The following is a 19704-nucleotide window of genomic DNA, read 5'->3' as shown; positions in this document are numbered from 1 at the left end:
CAGGATACGAACACTCATGGCGCGTGGCCTCCGTCGGGCAGCGCGCTGTGGTGTTAATGATTGTTAACCTGTCGGCCCCGGTCAAGACGCTATCCCCGTCCACGGGACGCGCGGAATGAACAAGGGGCGCCCGCCGGGCGCCCCTCTCTTTCCGTTTTGCGAACCGCAGATCAGTTGCGGGTCTTGTCGACCATCTTGCCTTTGGAAATCCACGGCATCATGGCACGCAGCTTGGCGCCGACCTGTTCGATCTGGTGCTCGTCGTTCATGCGGCGGGTGCCCTTGAAGAACGGCTGGCCGACGGCATTTTCCTGCATGAAGTCGCGGACGAACTTGCCGGTCTGGATGTCGCGCAGCACTGCCTTCATCCGGGCCTTGGTCTCGTCATAGGGCAGGATGCGCGGGCCGCTGACATATTCACCATATTCGGCGGTGTTCGAGATCGAGTAGTTCATGTTGGCGATGCCGCCTTCGTAGATCAGATCCACGATCAGCTTCACCTCGTGCAGGCACTCGAAATAGGCCATCTCGGGCTCGTACCCGGCCTCGACCAGGGTTTCAAAGCCCATGCGGATCAACTCGACCAGACCACCGCACAGCACGGCCTGTTCGCCGAACAGGTCGGTTTCGCATTCTTCGCGGAAGTTGGTTTCGATGATGCCCGAACGCCCGCCGCCGATGGCCGAGCAATAGGACAGGCCCAGTTCCAGCGCACGGCCGGTCGCGTCGTTGTGCACCGCGACCAGGCAGGGCACGCCGCCGCCTTTGACATATTCGCCGCGCACGGTGTGGCCGGGGCCCTTGGGCGCCATCATGATGACGTCAACGCCGGGCTTCGGCTCGATCAGGCCGAAGTGGATGTTCAGGCCATGAGCAAAGGCAATGGCAGCACCTTCGCGGATGTTGTCATGCACGTATTTCTTGTAGGTTTCCGCCTGAAGTTCGTCGGGCATGGTGAACATGATCAGGTCTGCCCAGGCGGCGGCCTCGGCGATACCCATGACCTTCAGCCCTTCGGCTTCGCATTTCTTGGCCGAAGCCGAACCGTCGCGCAGGGCGATGGCCACGTTCTTGGCACCCGAATCGCGCAGGTTCAGCGCATGGGCATGGCCCTGGCTGCCATAGCCCAGAATGGCGACCTTCTTGTCCTTGATCAGGTTCACATCACAGTCGCGGTCATAGTAAACGCGCATCGGTATATCCTTTCGGTGTCTGCTGTAGGAGAGAATAGGCAGAACCGAGAAACGCACTGCGCAAATATTGACCATTCTGCCGGAATGTTGCAAAAATCATTCCTCATTTGCCAAATAGTGAAATGAACATTCAAGTCGATGATACGGATCGCCGGTTGATCCGCCAGCTTCTGGCGGCGCCCGACCTGTCGACCGCCGAACTGGCAGATCGCGCCGGGGTCACGACGGCCACCTGTTGGCGGCGGCTGGAACGGCTGCGCGCGGCCGGTGTGCTTGGGGTGGCGCAAGCGGTGGTTGACTGGCGCGCGATGGGATACGAGGTGGAGGTTTCGCTGCGCTTCACTCTCGACAAGACCAATCCGCGCGCCTTCGACGAATTCATTGCCGCCGCGCGCGACGTGCCCGAGGTCATCAACATCGAGACATTTCTGGGGCGGGTGGATGTGCGGTTGAACATCATCGCCCGCGACATGCGCCACTATCAGGACATTTACCGCGCCCGCATCCTGACCCTGCCACATATCTCCGACATCGAGGCGCTGATGCTGGTTGCAACGATCAAGGACGATGGGGCGCTGCCGGTATGATCGACCTTGACGATACCGACCGCGCGCTGCTGCGGATGCTGGCGCAGGATGCCACCCAGGGGGCGGGCGCGCTGGGGCGTGCCTTGGGCCTGAGCCAGCCGTCTGCATGGCGCCGCATAAGGCGGTTGGAGGAGGCGGGCGTGATCCGGGGGCGCCGGATCGAGGTGGATCGGCCAGCGTTGGGGTTCGGCGTCACGGTGTTTCTGGGGCTGAAGCTTGCCACGAAGGGCCGTGTCAGCATCGAGGATTTCGAGCGCGCAGTGACGGCGATTCCAGAGGTGCAGGTGGTCCAGCATGTGCTGGGCCTGTTCGATTATCGCCTGCGCGTGGTGGCGCGCGACCTGACCGATTTCGAGCGCATCCTGCGCCGTCGCATCATGACGCTCCCCGGTGTCGGGCAGGTCGAGGCCAATGTGCTGTTGTCCGAGGAACGGCGCCCCGGCCCGCTGGGCTAGGGCCGTTTTCCTCTGGTTGCCGGTGTCATGCGCGGCCAAAGACCGGGTCGCGCTTTTCGCGAAAGGCGGCGACGGCTTCGAGGTGGTCGGGGGTGCGGAACATGCGGCCCTGATCCTGAAGTTCGCGCGCCAGATAGGCTTCGAGCAGCCCATCGACTTCGGCGAGCGCGGTCTTGGTCGCGGCAAAGGCAAGTGGCGCGATGGTCAGCAATGCCGTGGCCCGCGCTTCGGCGGCGGCCAGAACGTCGTCGGCGATCTCGTCGATCAGATGTTCGGCCAAAGCTGCGGGGGCCGTCAGCGTTTCGGCTGTCATGGCCATGCGCAAGGCGCGGGCAGGGGTGGTGCGGCGCTGGATCGACCACAGAAAGCCGGTATCGGGCACCAGTCCCATACGGCCGAACGAGGCCCCGAACCTGGCACCCGGCGCGGCGATGACATGTTCGGCCAGCAGGGCAAGCGACATGCCCGCGCCAAAGGCAGACCCGTTGACCGCCGCCACCACGGGTTTGGGAAAGCGCGCCATCAGGCGGGTGAGGTCATGCAGAATCGCCAGCCGCTCGACCGAGCGCGCCGGATCCTGCCCCATCGCCGAAATGTCACCGCCGGCACAGAATCCGGGACCGGCGCCTGTCAGGACCAGCACGCGGGTATCGGTGGCCTCGGCCTCGGCCCGCAGAGCCGCGAGCAAGGCCTTGCGCAGTTCGAATGACAGGGCATTGCGGCGGTCGGGGTCGTTCAGGGTCAGGCGGGTGATCCCGCTGGCGGAGCGGGTGACAAGAACAGGGGCCGGTGCGGGCATGGTGGTTTCCTCCTGAGGCCGGGGCGATTTGCCGGTATCTTCGGCCCTGTACAAGCTGACACGTCCGGAACGCGGCTTGAACCCCCCGCCGATCCGTGTCTAACCTTTAGGCAAAAGATTACCGGACACATACATCACCGGAGAGGGAGACCCATGAAACACAATCGTATCCTTGCAGGCGCCGCCGTGGCCCTGAGCCTTGCCGCAGGCGCTGCAACTGCGCAGGAAATGGCCTTTTTCCGTATCGGCACTGGCGGCACCGCCGGCACCTACTACCCGATCGGCGGCCTGCTGGCGAATGCCATCTCGAACCCGCCGGGGTCGCGTCCGTGCGAGTCGGGCGGCTCGTGCGGCGTGCCGGGGCTGATCGCTTCGGCGCTGTCGTCGAACGGGTCTGTCGCCAATATCAACGCGATTGCGGGCGGTTCGCTGGAATCCGGCTTTGCGCAATCCGACGTGGCCACCTGGGCCCATAGCGGGACCGGCATCTGGGAAGGCAAACCCGCCGTCGAAAGCCTGCGCGCCATTGCCAACCTGTACCCCGAGAGCATCCATCTGGTGACAAGCGCCAAGTCAGGCATCAACAGCGTTGCGGATCTGAAGGGCAAGAAGGTTTCGCTGGACGAGCCCGGTTCGGGCACGCTGGTCGATGCACGGATCATCCTCGAAGGCTATGGCCTGAGTGAAAGCGACATTCAGGCGGAATTCCTCAAGCCCGACCAGGCCGCGGACCGTATGCGCGATGGCGCGATGGATGCGTTCTTTTTCGTCGGCGGGTTCCCTGCGGGCGCCATCGCAGAACTGGCCAGCCAGCACGACGTGAAACTGGTGCCGATTTCCTGCGAGGAAGCGCCGAAGATCTGCGAGACCTATACCTTCTTTGCGCCCGACACGGTGCCGGGCGGCACCTATGAAGGCAACGCCGATGACGTGACCACCCTGTCGGTGGGGGCCCAGTGGATCACCAGCGCCGATCAGCCCGAAGACCTGATCTATGGCATCACCAAGGCGCTGTGGAATGACAGCACCCGCAAGCAACTGGATGCGGGCCATGCCAAGGGCAAGATGATCACGGCAGATACGGCCCTCAACGGTGTGGGCATTCCGCTGCATCCGGGCGCCGAGAAGTTCTACAAGGAAGCCGGCCTGCTGAAATGAGCCTTTCGGGGCCATGCCCCAGATGAAAGGAAATTCCGGGGGCCGCGAGTGTATCGCGGCCCCCTTTCTCGCACCCCATTTCAGGACCAGCGTAGATGAGTGATCACCGCAGTACGCCCGGCACGGGCGAGGATGTCCGGCAGTTGAGCGCCGCCGAGCTTCAGGCCCTTGAAGAAAAATTCGATCCCGAACTGCGTTTCCGCGTGCTGGCCTGGCCCTTGACGCTGGTGATGGGTGGGATTCTGTTCCTGCTGTCGTGCTATCACTACTATACGGCCGGGTTCGGCATTCCGCAGGCAACGGTGCATCGCGGCTTTCACCTTGGTGTCACGCTGATGCTGGTGTTCCTGTCCTTCGCCGCCTTCAACAAGCGCGAGATGTCGCCAGGCATCATTGCGCCGCTTGGTCTGCCGGTGTGGGATTGGGTGCTTGCCATCGCCGGGCTGGTTGCGGCGCTGTATGTGCCGTGGATTTACAGCGACCTGGCGTTCCGCGTCGGCAATCCGCTGCCGATCGACGTTCTGATGGGCACCATCCTGATCGTCGTGCTGCTGGAGGCGGTCCGCAGGTCGATGGGCTGGCCCCTGCCGGTGATCGCCATCCTGTTCATGGCCTATGCCTATTATGGCAAGTCCATGCCGGGTATTCTGGTCCATCCGGGGGCAAGCTGGTCCAATATCGTCAACCACCTCTATCTGACGTCGCAGGGTATCTATGGAACCGCGCTTGGGGTGATTGCGACCTATGTCTTTCACTTTGTGCTGTTCGGTGTGATGGCACAGCGGATCGGCCTGGGGCAGTTGTTCATTGATGTCGCCTCGGCGCTGGCTGGCCGCTATTCGGGTGGTCCGGCCAAGGTGTCGGTGCTGTCGTCGGCCATGCTCGGGTCGATTTCGGGATCGTCCATCGCCAATACGGTGACGACGGGCGCCCTGACCATTCCGGCCATGATCCGCATCGGCTATCCGCGCCACTTTGCGGCGGCGGTCGAGGCTGCGGCCTCGACAGGCGGCCAGATCACGCCGCCGGTCATGGGGGCTGTGGCGTTCCTGATGATCGAATATCTTGGCGTGCCGCTGACCACGATCCTTGTGGCGGCGCTGGTGCCTGCGTTCATGCATTTCTTCGGTGTTCTGGTGCAGGTGCATCTGGAGGCCCGGCGCCTGGGCCTTCGTGGCCTGTCGGTCGAGGAATTGCCAAATGCCTGGAAGGTCTTGCGCGAGGGCTGGCTGTCGGTCGCACCGCTGATCATTCTGGTGGGCGTCCTGCTGTCGGGGCGCACCCCCTTTGCGGCAGCGTACTGGTCGATTTCGGCGTGTATCGTCGTGATGATCCTCCAGGAAATGTCGAAGGGCGGCCTGATGCAGGGTCTGCTGGGCACGGCCCAGGGGCTGTGGGAGGGGTTCATCCTGGGCGCCAAGCAATCGCTGTCGGTCACTGCGGCAGCCGCGCTGGTGGGCGTGGTGATCGGGGTGGTCACGCTGACCGGCGTGGGGTTCAAGATCGCCTACATGGTGACAGGCGTTGCACAGGATTGGGCGGCCGCGGTTCACGGCGCGCTGGCGTTCCTGCCGTTCGAACTGATGGGCGTGCCGACCTGGACCCTGCTGTTCACGTTGATCCTGACCGGCATCGTCTGCATCCTGATGGGCTGCGGTATCCCGACCACGGCGAACTATATCATCATGGTGGCCGTGGCAGCGCCCATTCTGGGCCTGCTCGGGGTCGAGCCGCTGGTGGCGCATTTCTTTGTGTTCTACTACGGCGTGCTTGCCGATGTGACGCCACCCGTCGCCATGGCGGCCTATGCCGGGGCGGGGATCGCAGGCGCCAATGCCTTCAAGGCCGGGAACACCGCATTCCGGCTGTCGATGGGCAAGGTCTTGGTGCCCTTCATCTTTGTGTTCCAGCCTGCCTTGTTGCTGGTGACGCAGGATTTCACCTGGGGCGCCTTTGCGATGGCCTTTGGGGGTGCGGTGCTGGGCATCTGGGCGCTTGCGGCTGCTGTGTCGAACTGGCTGTTCGCACCTCTGCGCTGGTTCGAACGGGTTGTTCTGGTCATCGCCGCCTTGCTGCTGGTGGCGCCTCATCCGGTGGCGACCGGCATCGGCCTTGCCCTGCTGTTGCCCATCGTGGTGCTGCAACTGGTGGTTCAGCGCCGCGCTGCGACAGGCTGAGGGCCGGGGGCGGCCCCTGTGCGAGGATGACCCAATTCAACTGAAAAGCCCCCCGGCGATGGCCGGGGGGCTTTTTGTCACTCTGCGGCCTGGGCGTAATCTTCCAGCGGCGGACAGGTGCAGATCAGGTTGCGGTCGCCATAGACGTTGTCGATCCGGCCCACTGGCGGCCAGTACTTGTCCACCCGGAACGCCCCGGCGGGGAAGCAGCCCTGTTCACGGCTGTAGGTCCGCGTCCAGTCGGCCACCAGATCCTCGACCGTATGGGGCGCATGGCGCAGCGGGCTGTCCTCGGCCGAGATTTCGCCCGCCTCCACAGCCGCAATCTCTGCCCGGATCGCCAGAAGCGCGGTGATGAAGCGGTCGATCTCGGCCTTGGTCTCGCTCTCTGTCGGTTCCACCATCAGCGTTCCGGCTACCGGCCAACTCATCGTCGGGGCATGAAACCCGTTGTCGATCAGCCGCTTGGCAATGTCGTCCACGGTCACGCCCGCCTCGGCAAAGGGTCGCGTGTCCAGGATGCATTCATGCGCGACCCGGCCCCGGTTGCCCATGAACAGCACTTGATAGGCCCCGCGCAGCCGCGCCGCGATATAGTTGGCGTTCAGGATCGCCACCCGCGTCGCCTGGGTCAGGCCCGCACCGCCCATCATCAGGCAATAGGCCCAGCTGATCAGCAGAATGCTGGCGCTGCCATAAGGCGCGGCAGAGACCGGCCCCTCCTCCCCACCCGTTTCCGGGTGGCCGGGCAGATAGGGCGCCAGATGCGCGCGCACGCCGATCGGGCCCATGCCCGGACCGCCGCCGCCATGCGGGATGGCAAAGGTCTTGTGCAGGTTCAGGTGGCTGACATCGCCGCCAATCTCGCCCGGTTTCACCAGGCCGACCATGGCGTTCATGTTCGCCCCGTCGATATAGACCTGACCGCCGAATTGATGCGTGATGTCGCAGATCTCGCGCACCGTTTCCTCGAACACCCCGTGGGTCGATGGGTAGGTGATCATGCAGGCGGCCAGCCGGTCGCCGGCGGCTTCGGCCTTGGCGCGGAAATCCTCGACATCCACATCGCCGTTGGGGCTGGATTTCACCACGACAACCTTCATGCCGCACATCTGCGCACTGGCCGGGTTGGTGCCATGGGCCGACACCGGGATCAGACAGATGTCGCGGTGCGCCTCGCCGCGCGCCCGATGATAGGCCTGGATGGTCAACAGCCCGGCATATTCGCCTTGCGCGCCCGAGTTCGGCTGCATGGAGAACGCATCATAGCCGGTGATCTCGCACAGCTTGGCCGCCAGGTCGGCAATCGCCTCGCGGTAGCCGGCGGCCTGATCGGGCGGGCAGAACGGATGCAGCGCGCCGAATTCGGGCCAGGTGATCGGCATCATCTCGGCGGCCGCGTTCAGCTTCATGGTGCAGCTGCCCAGCGGGATCATCGCACGATCCAGCGCCAGATCGCGGTCCGACAGGCGGCGCATGTAGCGCATCATCTCGGATTCCGCGCGGTTCATCTGGAACACCGGATGGGTCAGATACTCGGACATGCGCAACAACGCATCCGGCACGCCGGGCCCATGCGGGGCAGGGGCCGCATCGGTGATGCCAAAGGCATCCAGCAGGCGGCGGATCACATCTTCGCTCGTGGTTTCGTCCAGGCTGATGCCCACGCGGTCACGCCCCACCTTGCGCAGGTTGATCCCGCGGTGACGCGCAGCGGCCATGATGCCCGCCTGACCCACACCAACCTCGACCGTGATCGTGTCAAAGAACGCATCGGGCGCAACCTTCGCCCCGGCGGCCTTCAACGCCTCGGCCACGCGGGTGGTGTTGAGATGCACCCGCTCCGCAATCGCCCGCAGGCCCTTCGGCCCGTGGAACACGGCGTAAAAGCTGGCCATCACCGCCAACAACGCCTGGGCGGTGCAGACGTTCGACGTCGCTTTCTCGCGGCGGATATGCTGCTCGCGGGTTTGCAACGACAGGCGATAGGCCTTGTTGCCACGCGCGTCGATCGATACCCCGACGATACGGCCGGGCATCTGGCGCTTCATGTCGTCCTTGCAGGCCATGAATGCGGCATGTGGGCCACCATAGCCCATCGGCACGCCAAAGCGCTGGGCGCTGCCCACGGCAATATCGGCGCCCATCGCGCCCGGCTCCTTCAGCACACACAGTGCCAGCAGATCGGTCGCCACAATCGCCACCGCCTTGGCGGCGTGCAACGCAGCGATGGCATCGGTAAAGTCGCGCACATGGCCATGCGTGCCCGGATACTGGAAGATCGCGCCGAAGACGGCGCCTGGCTCCAGCGCCTCGGGCGCCGCGACGATCACCTCGATCCCCAGCGGCAGCGCACGGGTGCGGATCACGGCGATGGTCTGGGGATGGCAGTTCTCATCCACAAAGAACGCGCCCGCCCTGGATTTCGCCAGCCGCTGCGCCATGACCATGGCCTCCGCTGCGGCCGTCGCCTCGTCCAGCAGGCTGGCGTTCGCCACATCCAGCCCGGTCAGGTCGCAGACCATGGTCTGATAGTTCAGCAACGCTTCCAGCCGACCTTGCGCGATTTCAGGCTGATAGGGGGTATAGGCGGTATACCAGGCCGGGTTCTCCAGAATATTGCGCTGGATCGCGGGCGGGGTCACGGTGCCGTAATACCCTTGGCCGATCAGGCTGGTCATCACCTTGTTCTTGGCGGCCACGGCACGCATCCGGTCCAGCAACTCATGCTCGGCCAGCGGCTCCCAGCTCAGCGGTTTTTCCTGCCGGATCGACGCGGGGATCGTTTCCTCGATCAGCGCGGCCAGGCTGGTCACACCGACCGCCTGCAACATGTCCTCCATTTCGCTGGGCGAAGGACCGATATGGCGGCGGTTGGCGAAATCATACGGGTCATAGGTGGTGGGCGTGAAGGCCATGATATCCTCTGGATCATTCCGGGGCCGCTGCCCCCAAACCACCCGCTCCCCGTTCATCTTGCCGAAAATACCCCGGGGGTCCGGGGGCAGCGCCCCCGGCGGGTGCCGTCAATCTACCGGCTGGATCAGCCGATCATCTCGTTATAGGCGTCTTCGTCCATGAAGTCGTCCAGCACCGACATGTCGTCGATCTTCATCTTGAAGAACCAGGTGCCCAACGGGTCTTCATTCACCAGACCCGGAGATTTCAGCAGCTTCTCGTTCACTTCGACGATCTCGCCATCCAGCGGGGCCAGAATGTCCGACGCGGCCTTGACGCTTTCGATCACACAGACTTCGTCGCCTTGCGCGGCCTGGGTTTCCGGCTCGGGCAGTTCCACGAACACCACGTCGCCCAGCTGCTCGGCGGCATGGGCGGTGATGCCCACTACGACAAGATCGCCGTCAACGCGCAGCCACTCGTGTTCTTCGGTGTATTTCATGGGAAGGCTCCTCAGCGCTTGTAGGAGGTGGGGTGAAAAGGCATGGGGGCGATGGTCGCGGCGTGACGCTTGCCGCGCACCTCGCCCCATACGGTGCCGGATGTTCCGGCAGGCAGATAGGCCATGGCCACGGGCGCCTCGGCGCTGGGACCAAAGCCGCCCGATGTGACAACGCCGATCCGGTTGCCGCCGTCGGGGGCGTCAAAGATGACGGTGCCCTCGCGCATCGGGGCGCGGCCTTCGGGCCGCAGGCCAAGGCGTTGCCGCGTGGCCCCGCCGGCCAGTTCGGCCAGGATGCGCCCGGCGCCGGGAAAGCCGCCTTCGCGGGCCCCGCCCGGCTTGCGGGCCTTCTGAATTGCCCAGGTCAACCCCGCCTCGACGGGCGTTGTCATCGTGTCGATGTCATGGCCATAGAGGCACAGCCCGGCCTCCAGCCGCAGGCTGTCGCGTGCGCCCAGCCCGATCGGTGCGACCTCGGCCATGTCCAGCAGGGCACGGGCAAGGTTGCCGGCCGTCGCGTCGGGCACGGAAATCTCGAACCCGTCTTCGCCGGTATAGCCGGACCGGGAAATCCACAGCGCGCCAAAGTCGCTGTCCAGAATACCGACATCCATGAATTTCATCATGGCCACGCCAGGAACCATCCGGGCCAGCGCGGTTTCCGCCTGCGGCCCCTGCAAGGCCAGCAGCGCGCGGTCGGTCACAGGCGTGACTGTGGCCACCTGTGACAAACGGGCCTGCATATGGGCAATATCGGCCTCCTTGCAGGCGGCGTTCACCACCACAAACAGATGATCGCCCCGGTTGGCGAACATCAGGTCATCCAGAATGCCGCCGTCCTCATTGGTGAAAAGGCCATAGCGTTGCCGCCCTTCGGCGACGCCTGCCACATCCACCGGCATCAGCGCCTCGAACCCGGCGACCAGCGCCGCCATGTCGGTCTTGGGTGTCAGGATCACCTGGCCCATATGCGATACGTCGAACAGCCCGGCGGCGGCACGGGTGTGCAGATGCTCTTTCATCACGCCCATCGGGTACTGCACCGGCATCTCATAGCCGGCAAAGGGCACCATCCGCCCGCCCAGTTCCACATGAAGGTCGTGCAGACCCAGCCGTTTCAGGTCGCCCATGGCGGTCCCCCCAGATTGGCCGGTCGAAAATGGACACGGCACCGCACGGGCAGGCCGATCCCCACCCTTCGATGCCCCCTCTGTCCCTACCCATCACAGGGCGCCTGAGATCGTTATCCCTTCGGCGGGCCGTTGCGGGCCACTCTCCAGAGTTTCGTACAGGATGGTCCCTTGCGCCTGAGAGTTTACCGGGGCGGTTGCTCCTTCGGCACCGGCAAGGGGTTGCCCCCGCGCCGGATTCTCCCGATCCTGTGGACCATCTCCTAGCCCGGCCCCCGCCGGGCTGGCAAGAGCAAACATCAAGGGGGATCCCGCACCATGCCAACCGACCTGCACCTTGCCTGCTTCTTCGGCTATGGCTCGCTGGTGAACCGCGCCACGCACAGCTATCCCGGTGCCATTCCGGCCCGGTTGCCGGGCTGGCGGCGCGTCTGGGTGCATACGGCGGCGCGGCCCGTGGCCTATCTGTCCGCCGAACCCGCGCCCGGTGTGGTCATTGATGGCCTGCTGGCCGAGGTGCCGGGAGGCGACTGGTCCGCCCTTGATCTGCGCGAGGCGGCCTATCTGCGCCACCCCGTTGACGTGGAATGCGCAGGCCAGGGCCGGTCTGCCCAGGTCTATGCCGTGCCGCCCGACGGCGCGGTTCCGCCCCGGACCCGGCACCCGGTGCTGCTGAGCTATCTGGATGCCGTGGTGCAGGGGTTCCTGCGCGAATGGGGGCCAGAGGGGGTGCAGCGGTTCTTTGCCACCACTGCCGGTTGGGACGCGCCCTTTCTGGATGATCGTGCGGCGCCCCGCTACCCCCGTGCGCAGCGCCTGGATGCCGCAGAAACCGCGCTGGTCGATGACGGGTTGGCCCGTGTCGGCGCGCGCCGCATCACGGCGTAGCGCGCGGCACCCGGACCAGCCGCAGCGCCAGCCACAGCGACAGCAAGCCAAAGACCACCCCGGCAAAGGCCTGCCCCCACATCACCCCGATGGCACCTGCCATCCGTGCGCCGATCCACACCGGGATGATGGTCCCCACGGTGCTGCGCGCCCAGTTCGTCCAGGTCGAGGTGAAGGGCCGCCCGAGGTTGTTGAACGCCGCATTGGCCACAAAGATGATGGCAATGAAATACCACAGCGCCGCCAGCGGCCCGCAGAACAGATAGACCAGATCGCGCGTCAACCCTTCCGCGTGGAAGGCATCGGCAATCGGGGCGCGCAGCACGTACAGGGTCAGCGAGACCAGACCGACCACGATCCCGGCGAACCAGAGCGAGGCAAAGAATGCCTCGCGCACCCGTTCGGGTTGCCGCGCGCCATGGTTCTGCCCGATGATCGGCCCGATGGATCCGGCCAGCGCAAAGATCACGCCAAAGGCCACCGGGGTCAGCCGTCCGGCAATCGCCATGCCCGCCACCGCCGCTTCGCCGAAATCCGACATGGCGCGGGTAACAAAGGCATAGCCCAGCGGCGTGGCGATCTGTGCCAGGATCGCGGGCACCGCAATGCGCGAGATCGGGCGCACATCGCCCAGCACATCGGCCGGCGTGGTGCGGATGAACCCGTTGTAAACCTTGTGCACCTGCCAGACCGCCACGCCGGCAATCACCATGCGCGAGGCAATCGTTGCAATCGCCGCCCCTGTCAGGTCCATGCCGGCCCACAGGATCAGCACGGGGTTCAGCACGGCGGCCACCCCGGCGCCCCACAGGGTCGATGTCATGGAGCGCCGCGCATCGCCATGCGCCCGCAGGATCGCGCCCCCCACCATGCCCACCTTGAGAAAGGGGACCGAGGCGATGACCAGGAACAGGAAATGCACCGTCAGGTCATAGACCTGGCCGGTCGCCCCCAGCGCCGCCACCATCAGCGGCAACAGCGCCCAGGCCGCCAGCATGACGATCACGCCAAAGATCGCGGACAGGATCACCGAATGCGTGGTCTTGGCCTTGACCTCGACCTCGTTCCGCGCGCCCACGGCCATCGACACGACAGCCCCTGCCGCCACCGACAACCCGATGCCGAACGAAATCACCAGGAACATGATTGTGCCGCCATAGCCGATCGCGGCGGTCAGTTCGGGCCGTGCCAACATCGAGATGAACAACATGCTCATCAGATCGACCAGGAACACCGCCATCAACCCGACCGATCCGGTCAGCGACATCACCGTCACATGGCGAAAGAGGTTGCCCTCCAGAAACTTCGCGCGTCCCGCCTGCATTCCCAATACCCTTACCCATTCGCTCTGAGGAAAATATCCTCGGGGAGGGGCCGGGGAAAGGGGCAGACGGCCCCCTCCCCAGGGGCCGGGTGTCCCGCGCCTCGGGTCAGATCCCGCGCACAACCTGCAACAACGGCATAAGCGCGGCCATTTCAGGCCCGTGGTCCATGCCGGTCAACGCCCGGCGCAGCGGCATGAACAGCCCCTTGCCCTTGCGTCCCGTCGCGGTCTTTACAGCATTGGTCCAGGCTGACCAACTGTCCGGCCCCCAGGGGCGGGCGGGCAGCAGGGCAAGGGCCTCGCGGACGAAATCGGCATCCTCCGGGGCCACCACGGGCTCTGCCCCGTCGCGGCACAAGGCCCACCACTGCGCCAGATCGGCGCGGATTTCGATGTTCTGGCTTGCCACCGCCCAAAAGGCAGGCTGCACATCCTGCGGCACACCCAGTTCGGCCAGGCGGTCTGCCACGGCCTCCAGCGGCAGGCGTTGCACGAAGGCGCGGGTCAGCGGCTTCAGATCCTCGGCATCGAATTTCGTCGGGGCCGCGCCAAAGCTGCCGATCTCGAACCCGTCGATCAGATCCTGCATCGAACTTGCCACTTCCACCGGCTTCGACGACCCCAGCCGCGCCATCAGCGACAGGATTGCCATCGGCTCGATCCCCTGTTCACGCAGGTCGCGCAAGGACAGCGTGCCCAGCCGTTTGGACAGCGCCTCGCCTTGCGGCCCGGTCAGCAGGCTGTGGTGGGCGAACTGCGGCGGGGTGCCGCCCATCGCCTGCATGATCTGGATCTGCGTCGCGGTGTTCGTCACATGATCGGCCCCGCGCACGATATGCGTGACGCCCATGTCGATATCATCGACCGACGAGGCAAAGGTATACAGAACCTGACCATCGGCCTTGATCATCACCGGATCCGACACGCTGGCCGCGTCGATGGAGATCGGGCCAAGAATGCCGTCGGTCCATTCGATGCGTTCCTGATCCAGCAGGAACCGCCAATAGCCTGCCCGCCCCTCGGCGCGCATCCGTGCCCTGTCATCGTCCGAAAGCGCCAGTCCCGCGCGGTCATAGACCGGCGGCTTGCCCATGTTCAGCAGCTTCTTGCGCTTCAGGTCCAGTTCAGTCGGGGTTTCGAACACTTCGTAGAACCGACCTTTGGCCTTCAGGTCATCCGCAGCTTCGGCATAGCGGCCGACGCGCCTGGACTGGTATTCCACGCGATCCCAGGTCAGGCCCAGCCAGTCGAGATCGGCAAAGATCCCGTCGATATATTCCTGTTTCGATCGTTCCTGATCGGTATCGTCCATCCGCAGGATGAAGGTGCCGCCCTGTTGGCGCGCGATCAGAAAATTCATCAACGCGGCGCGCAGGTTGCCGATATGCAGATAGCCGGTGGGCGAGGGGGCGAAGCGGGTAACGGTCATGGGTGGACTCCGATGCAGGCTGTTACCTTTCACAAGCGCCGGGAAAAGTCCATATCGGGTCAGGAGGTGCTGCAATGACCACGCCCGACAATCCTGCCGCTGACGGGGCAGGCCCCGATTGGCCCAATATGCCTGCGCCCGGACTGGACGATATCGAACGCATGGCGCGCGGGGCGGTCGCCGAACTGCCAGAGGTTTACCGCGCCGCAGCCACGCATGTGGTGTTGCGGATCGCTGAATTCGCGCCCCAGGACATCCTGGACGCGATGGACATGGAGGATCCGTTCGAACTGACCGGCCTTTACGAAGGCACGCCGCTGCCCGAAAAATCGGTCATGGATCAGCCGATGGGCCCCGATGTGATCTGGTTGTTCCGGCGCCCTATTCTGGAGGAATGGATCGACCGCGGTGATGTGGCGCTGGCAGATCTGGTGGGGCATGTGATGGTGCACGAACTGGCGCATCATTTTGGCTGGTCGGACAACGAGATTGCCGCGATCGACCGCTGGTGGGAATGAGCGCGGGCGCCGCTGGTCATCCAAGGGGGGCCGCCGCGCGTATCCCAGATGCCGGAGCCGACCGTCGCGCCCGGCGCACGCACACGAAAACTTGAGCCGTGACGCAGGCCGGTCTGTGTCAGGCTGATACGATCCGGGAAAAGGGAGAGATGCGATGTCCATCAAACTGACCCGCCGCCATGCGCTTGTGGCCGCGGCTGCCGCGCCGATGGTGGCCGCCGTCGGCCCCGCCGCCATGGCCGCCGCCCCGTTGCAAGGCCCGTCGCAGCGGCTGGCGAACCGTTTCACGCTTGGCGGTTTCGAGGTTACGGCGCTGTTGGCAGGCACCCGCACCGTGCCGAACCCGCACGAGATTTTCGGCCTGAACACCAGCGCCGAGGCATTTGCCGCCGCATCCGAGGCCGCCTTTATTCCCACCGACAAGGCGCAGTTCTTTTTCACGCCGACACTGGTGAACACCGGATCCGAGCTGATCCTGTTCGATACCGGGGTCTCCGCAGCGGGCATTGTTGCCGCGCTGGATCAGGCTGGCGTGACGCCCGATCAGGTCGATGTCGTGGTGCTGACCCATATGCACGGCGATCATATCGGTGGCCTGATGGGAGAGGGCGGGCCGACCTTTGCGAATGCCCGCTATGTCACCGGCGCCATTGAGCACAATCACTGGTCGCAGGCCGGAAACGAAGGGTTCAACAAGGCCGTCAAGCCGCTGAATGACAAGATGGCGTTTCTGGACGATGGCGGGGCGGTGGCTTCGGGCGTGACGGCGATGCTGGCCGATGGACATACGCCGGGCCATATGGCCTACATGATCGAAAGCGATGGCGAACAGTTGATGCTGATTGCCGATACGGCGAACCATTTCATCTGGTCGGTCCAGAATCCCGATTGGGAGGTCCGCTTCGACATGGACAAGGCCAAAGCCGCCGCCTCGCGGCGCCGCGTGCTTGGGATGCTGGCGGCCGACCGTGTGCCGTTCATCGGCTATCACATGCCGTTCCCGGCGCTGGGCTATGTCGCGGCAGAGGGCGATGCCTTCCGCTATGTGCCGGCGTCCTATCAGACGATGCTGGACTAGCTACCAGCGCCCGGTTGCGCCGCCACCCGAGGAATGGCCGCCGCCAAAACCGCCTGCCCCGCCCGGCGCATCATCCTTGCGCGCGGGCGGTTCTTCGTTGCGGTCATGGTGCCAGTCGCAATGTGGGCACCTGCGGCGGATCAGGTGGTTCGCGGCGCTGTGCGATTCGATGACCACGCCCATCCTGCCGCAGGATGGGCAGGGGCGGCGCCGGGCAATCCGATCCCCGATCCGGTGGCGGGATTTCCAGCCGCTCAGGCCCAGAACCCCCGCCACGAACGCGCCAAACAGCATCAAATCCCACGGCGGCCCGCTGCCTGGCACCTCCGGCATTCCTTCGGTGCCCTGAACCTGGGTGCCCGCGCGAAAGGGGCGGATCAGATGGGTGTCCAGACCGGCCAGGCCCGCCTCCAGCGCGCCTGCATAGTCACCTTCGGCAAACCGGGGCACCATAAGCGCATCCATCACCCGCAGGGCGCGACCGTCCCATACCGGCGGATAGCCGGCGCCAAGCGCAATCCGCGCCTCGCGGTCTTCGACGGCCACAAGGATCAGGATGCCATCGTTGCGGGCGGGATCGCCGATGCCCCACTGGTTGAACAACGCCTTGGCAAGGCTCTCGATCCCGTCCCACTGGCCATGCTCGCCCCGGCTGCGGATAGTGACCACCGCCACCTCTGTGCCGGGATCGCTGCGCAAGCTTTGCAAGGTCGCGCTCAGGCGGGCCTCGGCCTCGGGGTCCAGCACCTCGGCGAAATCGCTGACATGGGGCGAAAGCGGTGCAGGCAGATCCGCTGCGGCGGGCAGGGCAAGCGCCAGAACCAGCAGGAGCGCGCGCAGGATCATGGCAACAGATCCTGCACCACCTGTGCGATCACCTCTACATCCGCCCTGGTGCAATCAAACGCGCCGACCTGCACCCGGATCACATAGCGCCCACCGTGCCGCGTCTGGGTCAGATAGATGCGCCCATCGTCGTTGATCCGCCGCAGCAGGGCCTCGGTCGCGGCATCGCCATCGCGCAAGGCAAAGCTGAACAGCGAAAGCGAGGGCTCCGTCACGATCTCGACCCCCGGCAAGGCGGCCAGCGCGTCGCGTGCCTGGTGTGCCCATGCCACATGGTTGCGGATGCGTTGGCGCAGATCCTCCAGCCCATGGGCGCGCAGCAGGAACCACAGCTTCAGGGCGCGGAACCTGCGGCCCAGCGGCACGGTCCATTCGTTGAAATTGACGATCTCCTCGTCGTCGGGCGTCTCCAGATAGGTGGGGCGCAGGCCCATGGTGCGGATCTGTGCACCCGGATCGGCGATGAACTGCACCGCACAATCGAACTGCGCCCCCAGCCATTTGTGCGGGTTGAAGACCAGGCTGTCCGCACCTTCGACCCCGGCCCAAAGCGCGCGGAATTCGGGGCAGATCATCGCGCTTCCGGCCCAGGCGGCATCGACATGGGTGGGCAGCCCCTCGGTGCGGGCGACGGCGATCACATCGCCCACCCTGTCAAAGGCGCCGACACTGGTGCCGCCGGCACAGATCACCACGCCGATGGGCAGCGCGCCGGCCGCCCGGTCGGCAGATATCGCATCGGCAAGCGCGGCGGGATCCATCGACAGGCTGGCGTCGGTCGGCACCTTGACCAGATTGTCCTGCCCGATTCCGGCCAGCCGCGCGGCCTTGTCCACGCTGGAATGGGTTTCGGCGCTGGCATACAGCCGCAGGCGCGGCGCGCCCGACAGCCCTTCGGCAATGCCACGCCAGCCCAGGGCGCGCTCGCGCATGGTCAGGACCGCCGAAAGGGTTGCCGATGTGGCGCTGTCATGGATGGTGCCGGTAAACCGCGCTGGCAGGCCGATCGCCTTGCGCAGCCAGACCATCATCGCCTGTTCGATCTCGGTTGCGGCGGGGGCGGTCTGCCACAGCATGGCCTGTGCGGCCATCGCATTGGCCAGTTGCTCGGCCAGCATCGACACCGGGGCCGCATTCGCGGGAAAATAGGCGAAAAAGCGCGGATGCTGCCAATGGGTCATCGCATCGGGAACAAGCGCCTGAAAATCCTTCCAGATCTGTTCCATCGGCTCGCCCGCCTCTGGCGCTGCGGCGGGCAGGGCATCGCGCAGCGAACCCGGCGCGATGGTTGCGCGCACGGGGCGATCCCGCAGCCCGGCGTGATAGTGATGTGCCCAGTCCGCCGCCCGTTTCGACCAGTCGCGCAGATCATCGTGGTTCATCGCCGTTCCCCCTTGTCACCGTGATGCCATCTTGCATCGTCGGAGGCGGCGGGCAAGCCGTCAGGGCAGCGACGAGACCAGCGCGGGCAGGCGGGCGAAATCCTCGAACGCCAGCCGGTGGGGCAGGGCCGTGACGGGGGTCTTGCGGTAGCCGCGTGTGAACAGGGCAAACGGCACCCCGGCGGCTCGCGCAGTTTCGGCATCGACCTCGCTGTCCCCGACATAGACCAGAGCGCGCCTGCCCAGCCTGTCGAAGGCAAGCCGCAAGGGGGCGGGATCGGGCTTTTTCACCTCCAGGCTGTCACCGCCGACGACTGCGGCCATGTGATCGGCCAGCCCGAGATCGGCCAGAATCCGTTGCGTTGCGACGATGGGCTTGTTGGTGCAGACGCCGATCACATATCCGGCGCTGCGCAGGCTGCTCAGCGCGGCAAGAACGCCAGGATAGGGGCGGGTCAACGCTGTGGAGGCCGCGCCATAATGGCGGGTCATTGCCTCTACCATGTCGTCTTGCCGGGCAGCGGCAAGCCCGCGGTACGCCCGTGCCCGATCGACCAATGTCGGGAGCCCGTGGCCGATGAAGCCGATCGTCTCGGCCAGTGTCAGCGGGGCGCAGCCTTCGTCTTGCAGCACGCGGTTCACGGCGGCATGGATATCGGGCGCGCTGTCGATCAGTGTTCCGTCGAGATCGAAGACAATGGCAGGCATGGCGTGTTCTCCCCGGCAAAGAGGGATCCTACACCCGCAGGGCGGTGGGCTGCAAAGGTCAATTGCATTGGCCCCCGCCGGGGCGGCATGGGGCAGGGGCTGGCCGACCTGCGCCGTATCCGTCGGGGTGCGATGTGCAGGGATGCCGCCGCCCGGTCGTGCGCTCTTGCGCATTCGCCGGTCATCGGCTAGGCACATGATCTGTGGGTGATTAGCTCAGTTGGTAGAGCGTCTCGTTTACACCGAGAATGTCGGCGGTTCGAGCCCGTCATCACCCACCAACTAACTAATTGAATTTTATCAATCTCTATGTGTTGGCTGCTTTATGCTCCAAGGTTTGATGAACCTACGTGCAGAGTGGTTAACTATCTCAATTTGCCGATTTCCGCCAGAACGATATCTCTCCCACCTATCGATCATGTTCTCAGATTGATCGCCCGCGTAGAGGTGGGATGGGTTGCAACATGCTCTGTTGTCACATGTATGCAGTACGAGCTTTCCCCACAGGGGTGCGTCTAGGGTGATTTGGAGCGCCACGGCTCTGTTGCACAAATCCCGTGTGGGATTCATCTCATGAATCCAGCGTGGTAGCTGGGATACATGAGCAGACCTACACCCCCGACCTACAGGAC

At 64.9% G+C, this 19704-nt stretch carries 17 protein-coding genes, 1 tRNA gene and 1 riboswitch; of the genes, 8 read left to right on the top strand and 10 right to left on the bottom strand.

Features of this window, described 5'->3' with window-relative positions; all coding sequences use genetic code 11:
- Positions 1-170: 170 nt before the first annotated feature.
- Complete coding sequence (gene ilvC / locus BW970_RS18480) at positions 171-1193, bottom strand: ketol-acid reductoisomerase (RefSeq protein WP_076534226.1); 1023 nt, start codon at positions 1191-1193, stop codon at positions 171-173.
- 122 nt (positions 1194-1315) lie between these two features.
- Between ilvC and BW970_RS18475 the strand changes: the two genes are divergently transcribed.
- Both BW970_RS18475 and BW970_RS18470 read left to right on the top strand, forming a co-directional pair.
- Complete coding sequence (locus tag BW970_RS18475; RefSeq protein WP_076534224.1) at positions 1316-1780, top strand: Lrp/AsnC family transcriptional regulator; 465 nt, start codon at positions 1316-1318, stop codon at positions 1778-1780.
- Positions 1777-2235: an Lrp/AsnC family transcriptional regulator gene (locus tag BW970_RS18470; RefSeq protein ID WP_076534222.1), complete on the top strand. Its 459-nt coding sequence runs from the start codon at positions 1777-1779 to the stop codon at positions 2233-2235. The genes BW970_RS18475 and BW970_RS18470 overlap by 4 nt, the downstream gene beginning before the upstream one ends.
- A 25-nt stretch (positions 2236-2260) precedes the next feature.
- On the opposite strand, the gene BW970_RS18465 is transcribed toward BW970_RS18470, so the two are convergent.
- Positions 2261-3034, bottom strand: coding sequence for an enoyl-CoA hydratase/isomerase family protein (locus BW970_RS18465; RefSeq protein ID WP_076534220.1), 774 nt, complete (start codon positions 3032-3034; stop codon positions 2261-2263).
- A gap of 153 nt (positions 3035-3187) precedes the next feature.
- Here BW970_RS18465 and BW970_RS18460 point away from each other — a divergent pair, with 153 nt between their 5' ends.
- Together BW970_RS18460 and BW970_RS18455 are read left to right on the top strand one after the other, a co-directional pair.
- The gene (locus BW970_RS18460) at positions 3188-4192 is read left to right on the top strand and encodes a TAXI family TRAP transporter solute-binding subunit (protein ID WP_076534218.1); all 1005 of its coding nucleotides are present in this window, start codon (positions 3188-3190) and stop codon (positions 4190-4192) included.
- Between the two features lie 95 nt (positions 4193-4287).
- Complete coding sequence (locus BW970_RS18455; RefSeq protein WP_076534216.1) at positions 4288-6369, top strand: TRAP transporter permease; 2082 nt, start codon at positions 4288-4290, stop codon at positions 6367-6369.
- Between the two features lie 77 nt (positions 6370-6446).
- Here BW970_RS18455 and gcvP read toward each other — a convergent pair whose 3' ends face one another.
- The 3 genes from gcvP to gcvT all read right to left on the bottom strand — a co-directional run bounded on the left by gcvP (position 6447) and on the right by gcvT (position 10899).
- The gene (gene gcvP / locus BW970_RS18450; protein ID WP_076534214.1) at positions 6447-9287 is read right to left on the bottom strand and encodes an aminomethyl-transferring glycine dehydrogenase; all 2841 of its coding nucleotides are present in this window, start codon (positions 9285-9287) and stop codon (positions 6447-6449) included.
- Between the two features lie 125 nt (positions 9288-9412).
- Positions 9413-9769 (bottom strand): glycine cleavage system protein GcvH, encoded by a 357-nt coding sequence (gcvH, locus tag BW970_RS18445; RefSeq protein ID WP_076534212.1) that lies wholly within the window; start codon positions 9767-9769, stop codon positions 9413-9415.
- 11 nt (positions 9770-9780) lie between these two features.
- A complete protein-coding gene (gene gcvT / locus BW970_RS18440; RefSeq protein WP_076534210.1) occupies positions 9781-10899 on the bottom strand; it encodes a glycine cleavage system aminomethyltransferase GcvT in 1119 nt (372 codons plus the stop codon).
- A gap of 154 nt (positions 10900-11053) precedes the next feature.
- Positions 11054-11156: riboswitch (glycine riboswitch) on the bottom strand.
- Positions 11157-11217: 61 nt separating this feature from the next.
- Between gcvT and BW970_RS18435 the strand changes: the two genes are divergently transcribed.
- Positions 11218-11787, top strand: a complete 570-nt coding sequence (locus tag BW970_RS18435; protein WP_076534208.1) for a gamma-glutamylcyclotransferase family protein — start codon at positions 11218-11220, stop codon at positions 11785-11787.
- Here BW970_RS18435 and BW970_RS18430 read toward each other — a convergent pair.
- A complete protein-coding gene (locus BW970_RS18430) occupies positions 11777-13111 on the bottom strand; it encodes an MATE family efflux transporter (RefSeq protein WP_076534206.1) in 1335 nt (444 codons plus the stop codon). The two genes, BW970_RS18435 and BW970_RS18430, sit on opposite strands and share 11 nt — an antisense overlap.
- 106 nt (positions 13112-13217) lie before the next feature.
- The gene (gene gltX, locus BW970_RS18425) at positions 13218-14540 is read right to left on the bottom strand and encodes a glutamate--tRNA ligase (protein ID WP_076534204.1); all 1323 of its coding nucleotides are present in this window, start codon (positions 14538-14540) and stop codon (positions 13218-13220) included.
- Positions 14541-14614: 74 nt separating this feature from the next.
- Between gltX and BW970_RS18420 the strand changes: the two genes are divergently transcribed.
- Together BW970_RS18420 and BW970_RS18415 are read left to right on the top strand one after the other, a co-directional pair.
- Positions 14615-15058 (top strand): metallopeptidase family protein, encoded by a 444-nt coding sequence (locus tag BW970_RS18420; RefSeq protein WP_083701377.1) that lies wholly within the window; start codon positions 14615-14617, stop codon positions 15056-15058.
- A gap of 154 nt (positions 15059-15212) precedes the next feature.
- Positions 15213-16136, top strand: a complete 924-nt coding sequence (locus BW970_RS18415; protein ID WP_076534202.1) for an MBL fold metallo-hydrolase — start codon at positions 15213-15215, stop codon at positions 16134-16136.
- Here BW970_RS18415 and BW970_RS18410 read toward each other — a convergent pair whose 3' ends face one another.
- The 3 genes from BW970_RS18410 to gph are packed head-to-tail and all read right to left on the bottom strand — an operon-like array spanning position 16137 to position 19072.
- On the bottom strand, positions 16137-16982 hold the full coding sequence (locus BW970_RS18410) for a TPM domain-containing protein (protein WP_076534200.1): 846 nt from the start codon (positions 16980-16982) through the stop codon (positions 16137-16139). It lies immediately after the preceding gene.
- Positions 16979-18364 carry a pyridoxal phosphate-dependent decarboxylase family protein gene (locus BW970_RS18405; RefSeq protein WP_076534197.1) on the bottom strand — a complete coding sequence of 462 codons (1386 nt, stop codon included), beginning with the start codon at positions 18362-18364 and terminating at the stop codon, positions 16979-16981. Before BW970_RS18405 ends, BW970_RS18410 begins: the two co-directional genes overlap by 4 nt.
- 60 nt (positions 18365-18424) lie before the next feature.
- Entirely contained in the window at positions 18425-19072 is a 648-nt protein-coding gene (gene gph / locus BW970_RS18400; RefSeq protein ID WP_076534194.1) for a phosphoglycolate phosphatase, read from the bottom strand.
- Positions 19073-19277: 205 nt separating this feature from the next.
- Between gph and BW970_RS18395 the strand changes: the two genes are divergently transcribed.
- Positions 19278-19353: transfer RNA gene (locus tag BW970_RS18395), tRNA-Val, on the top strand.
- The last annotated feature ends 351 nt before the right edge of the window (positions 19354-19704 follow it).

Source organism: Gemmobacter megaterium (assembly GCF_900156815.1).
Classification (GTDB): Bacteria; Pseudomonadota; Alphaproteobacteria; order Rhodobacterales; family Rhodobacteraceae; genus Wagnerdoeblera; species Wagnerdoeblera megaterium.
This window is presented reverse-complemented; position numbering and strand designations above follow the sequence as displayed.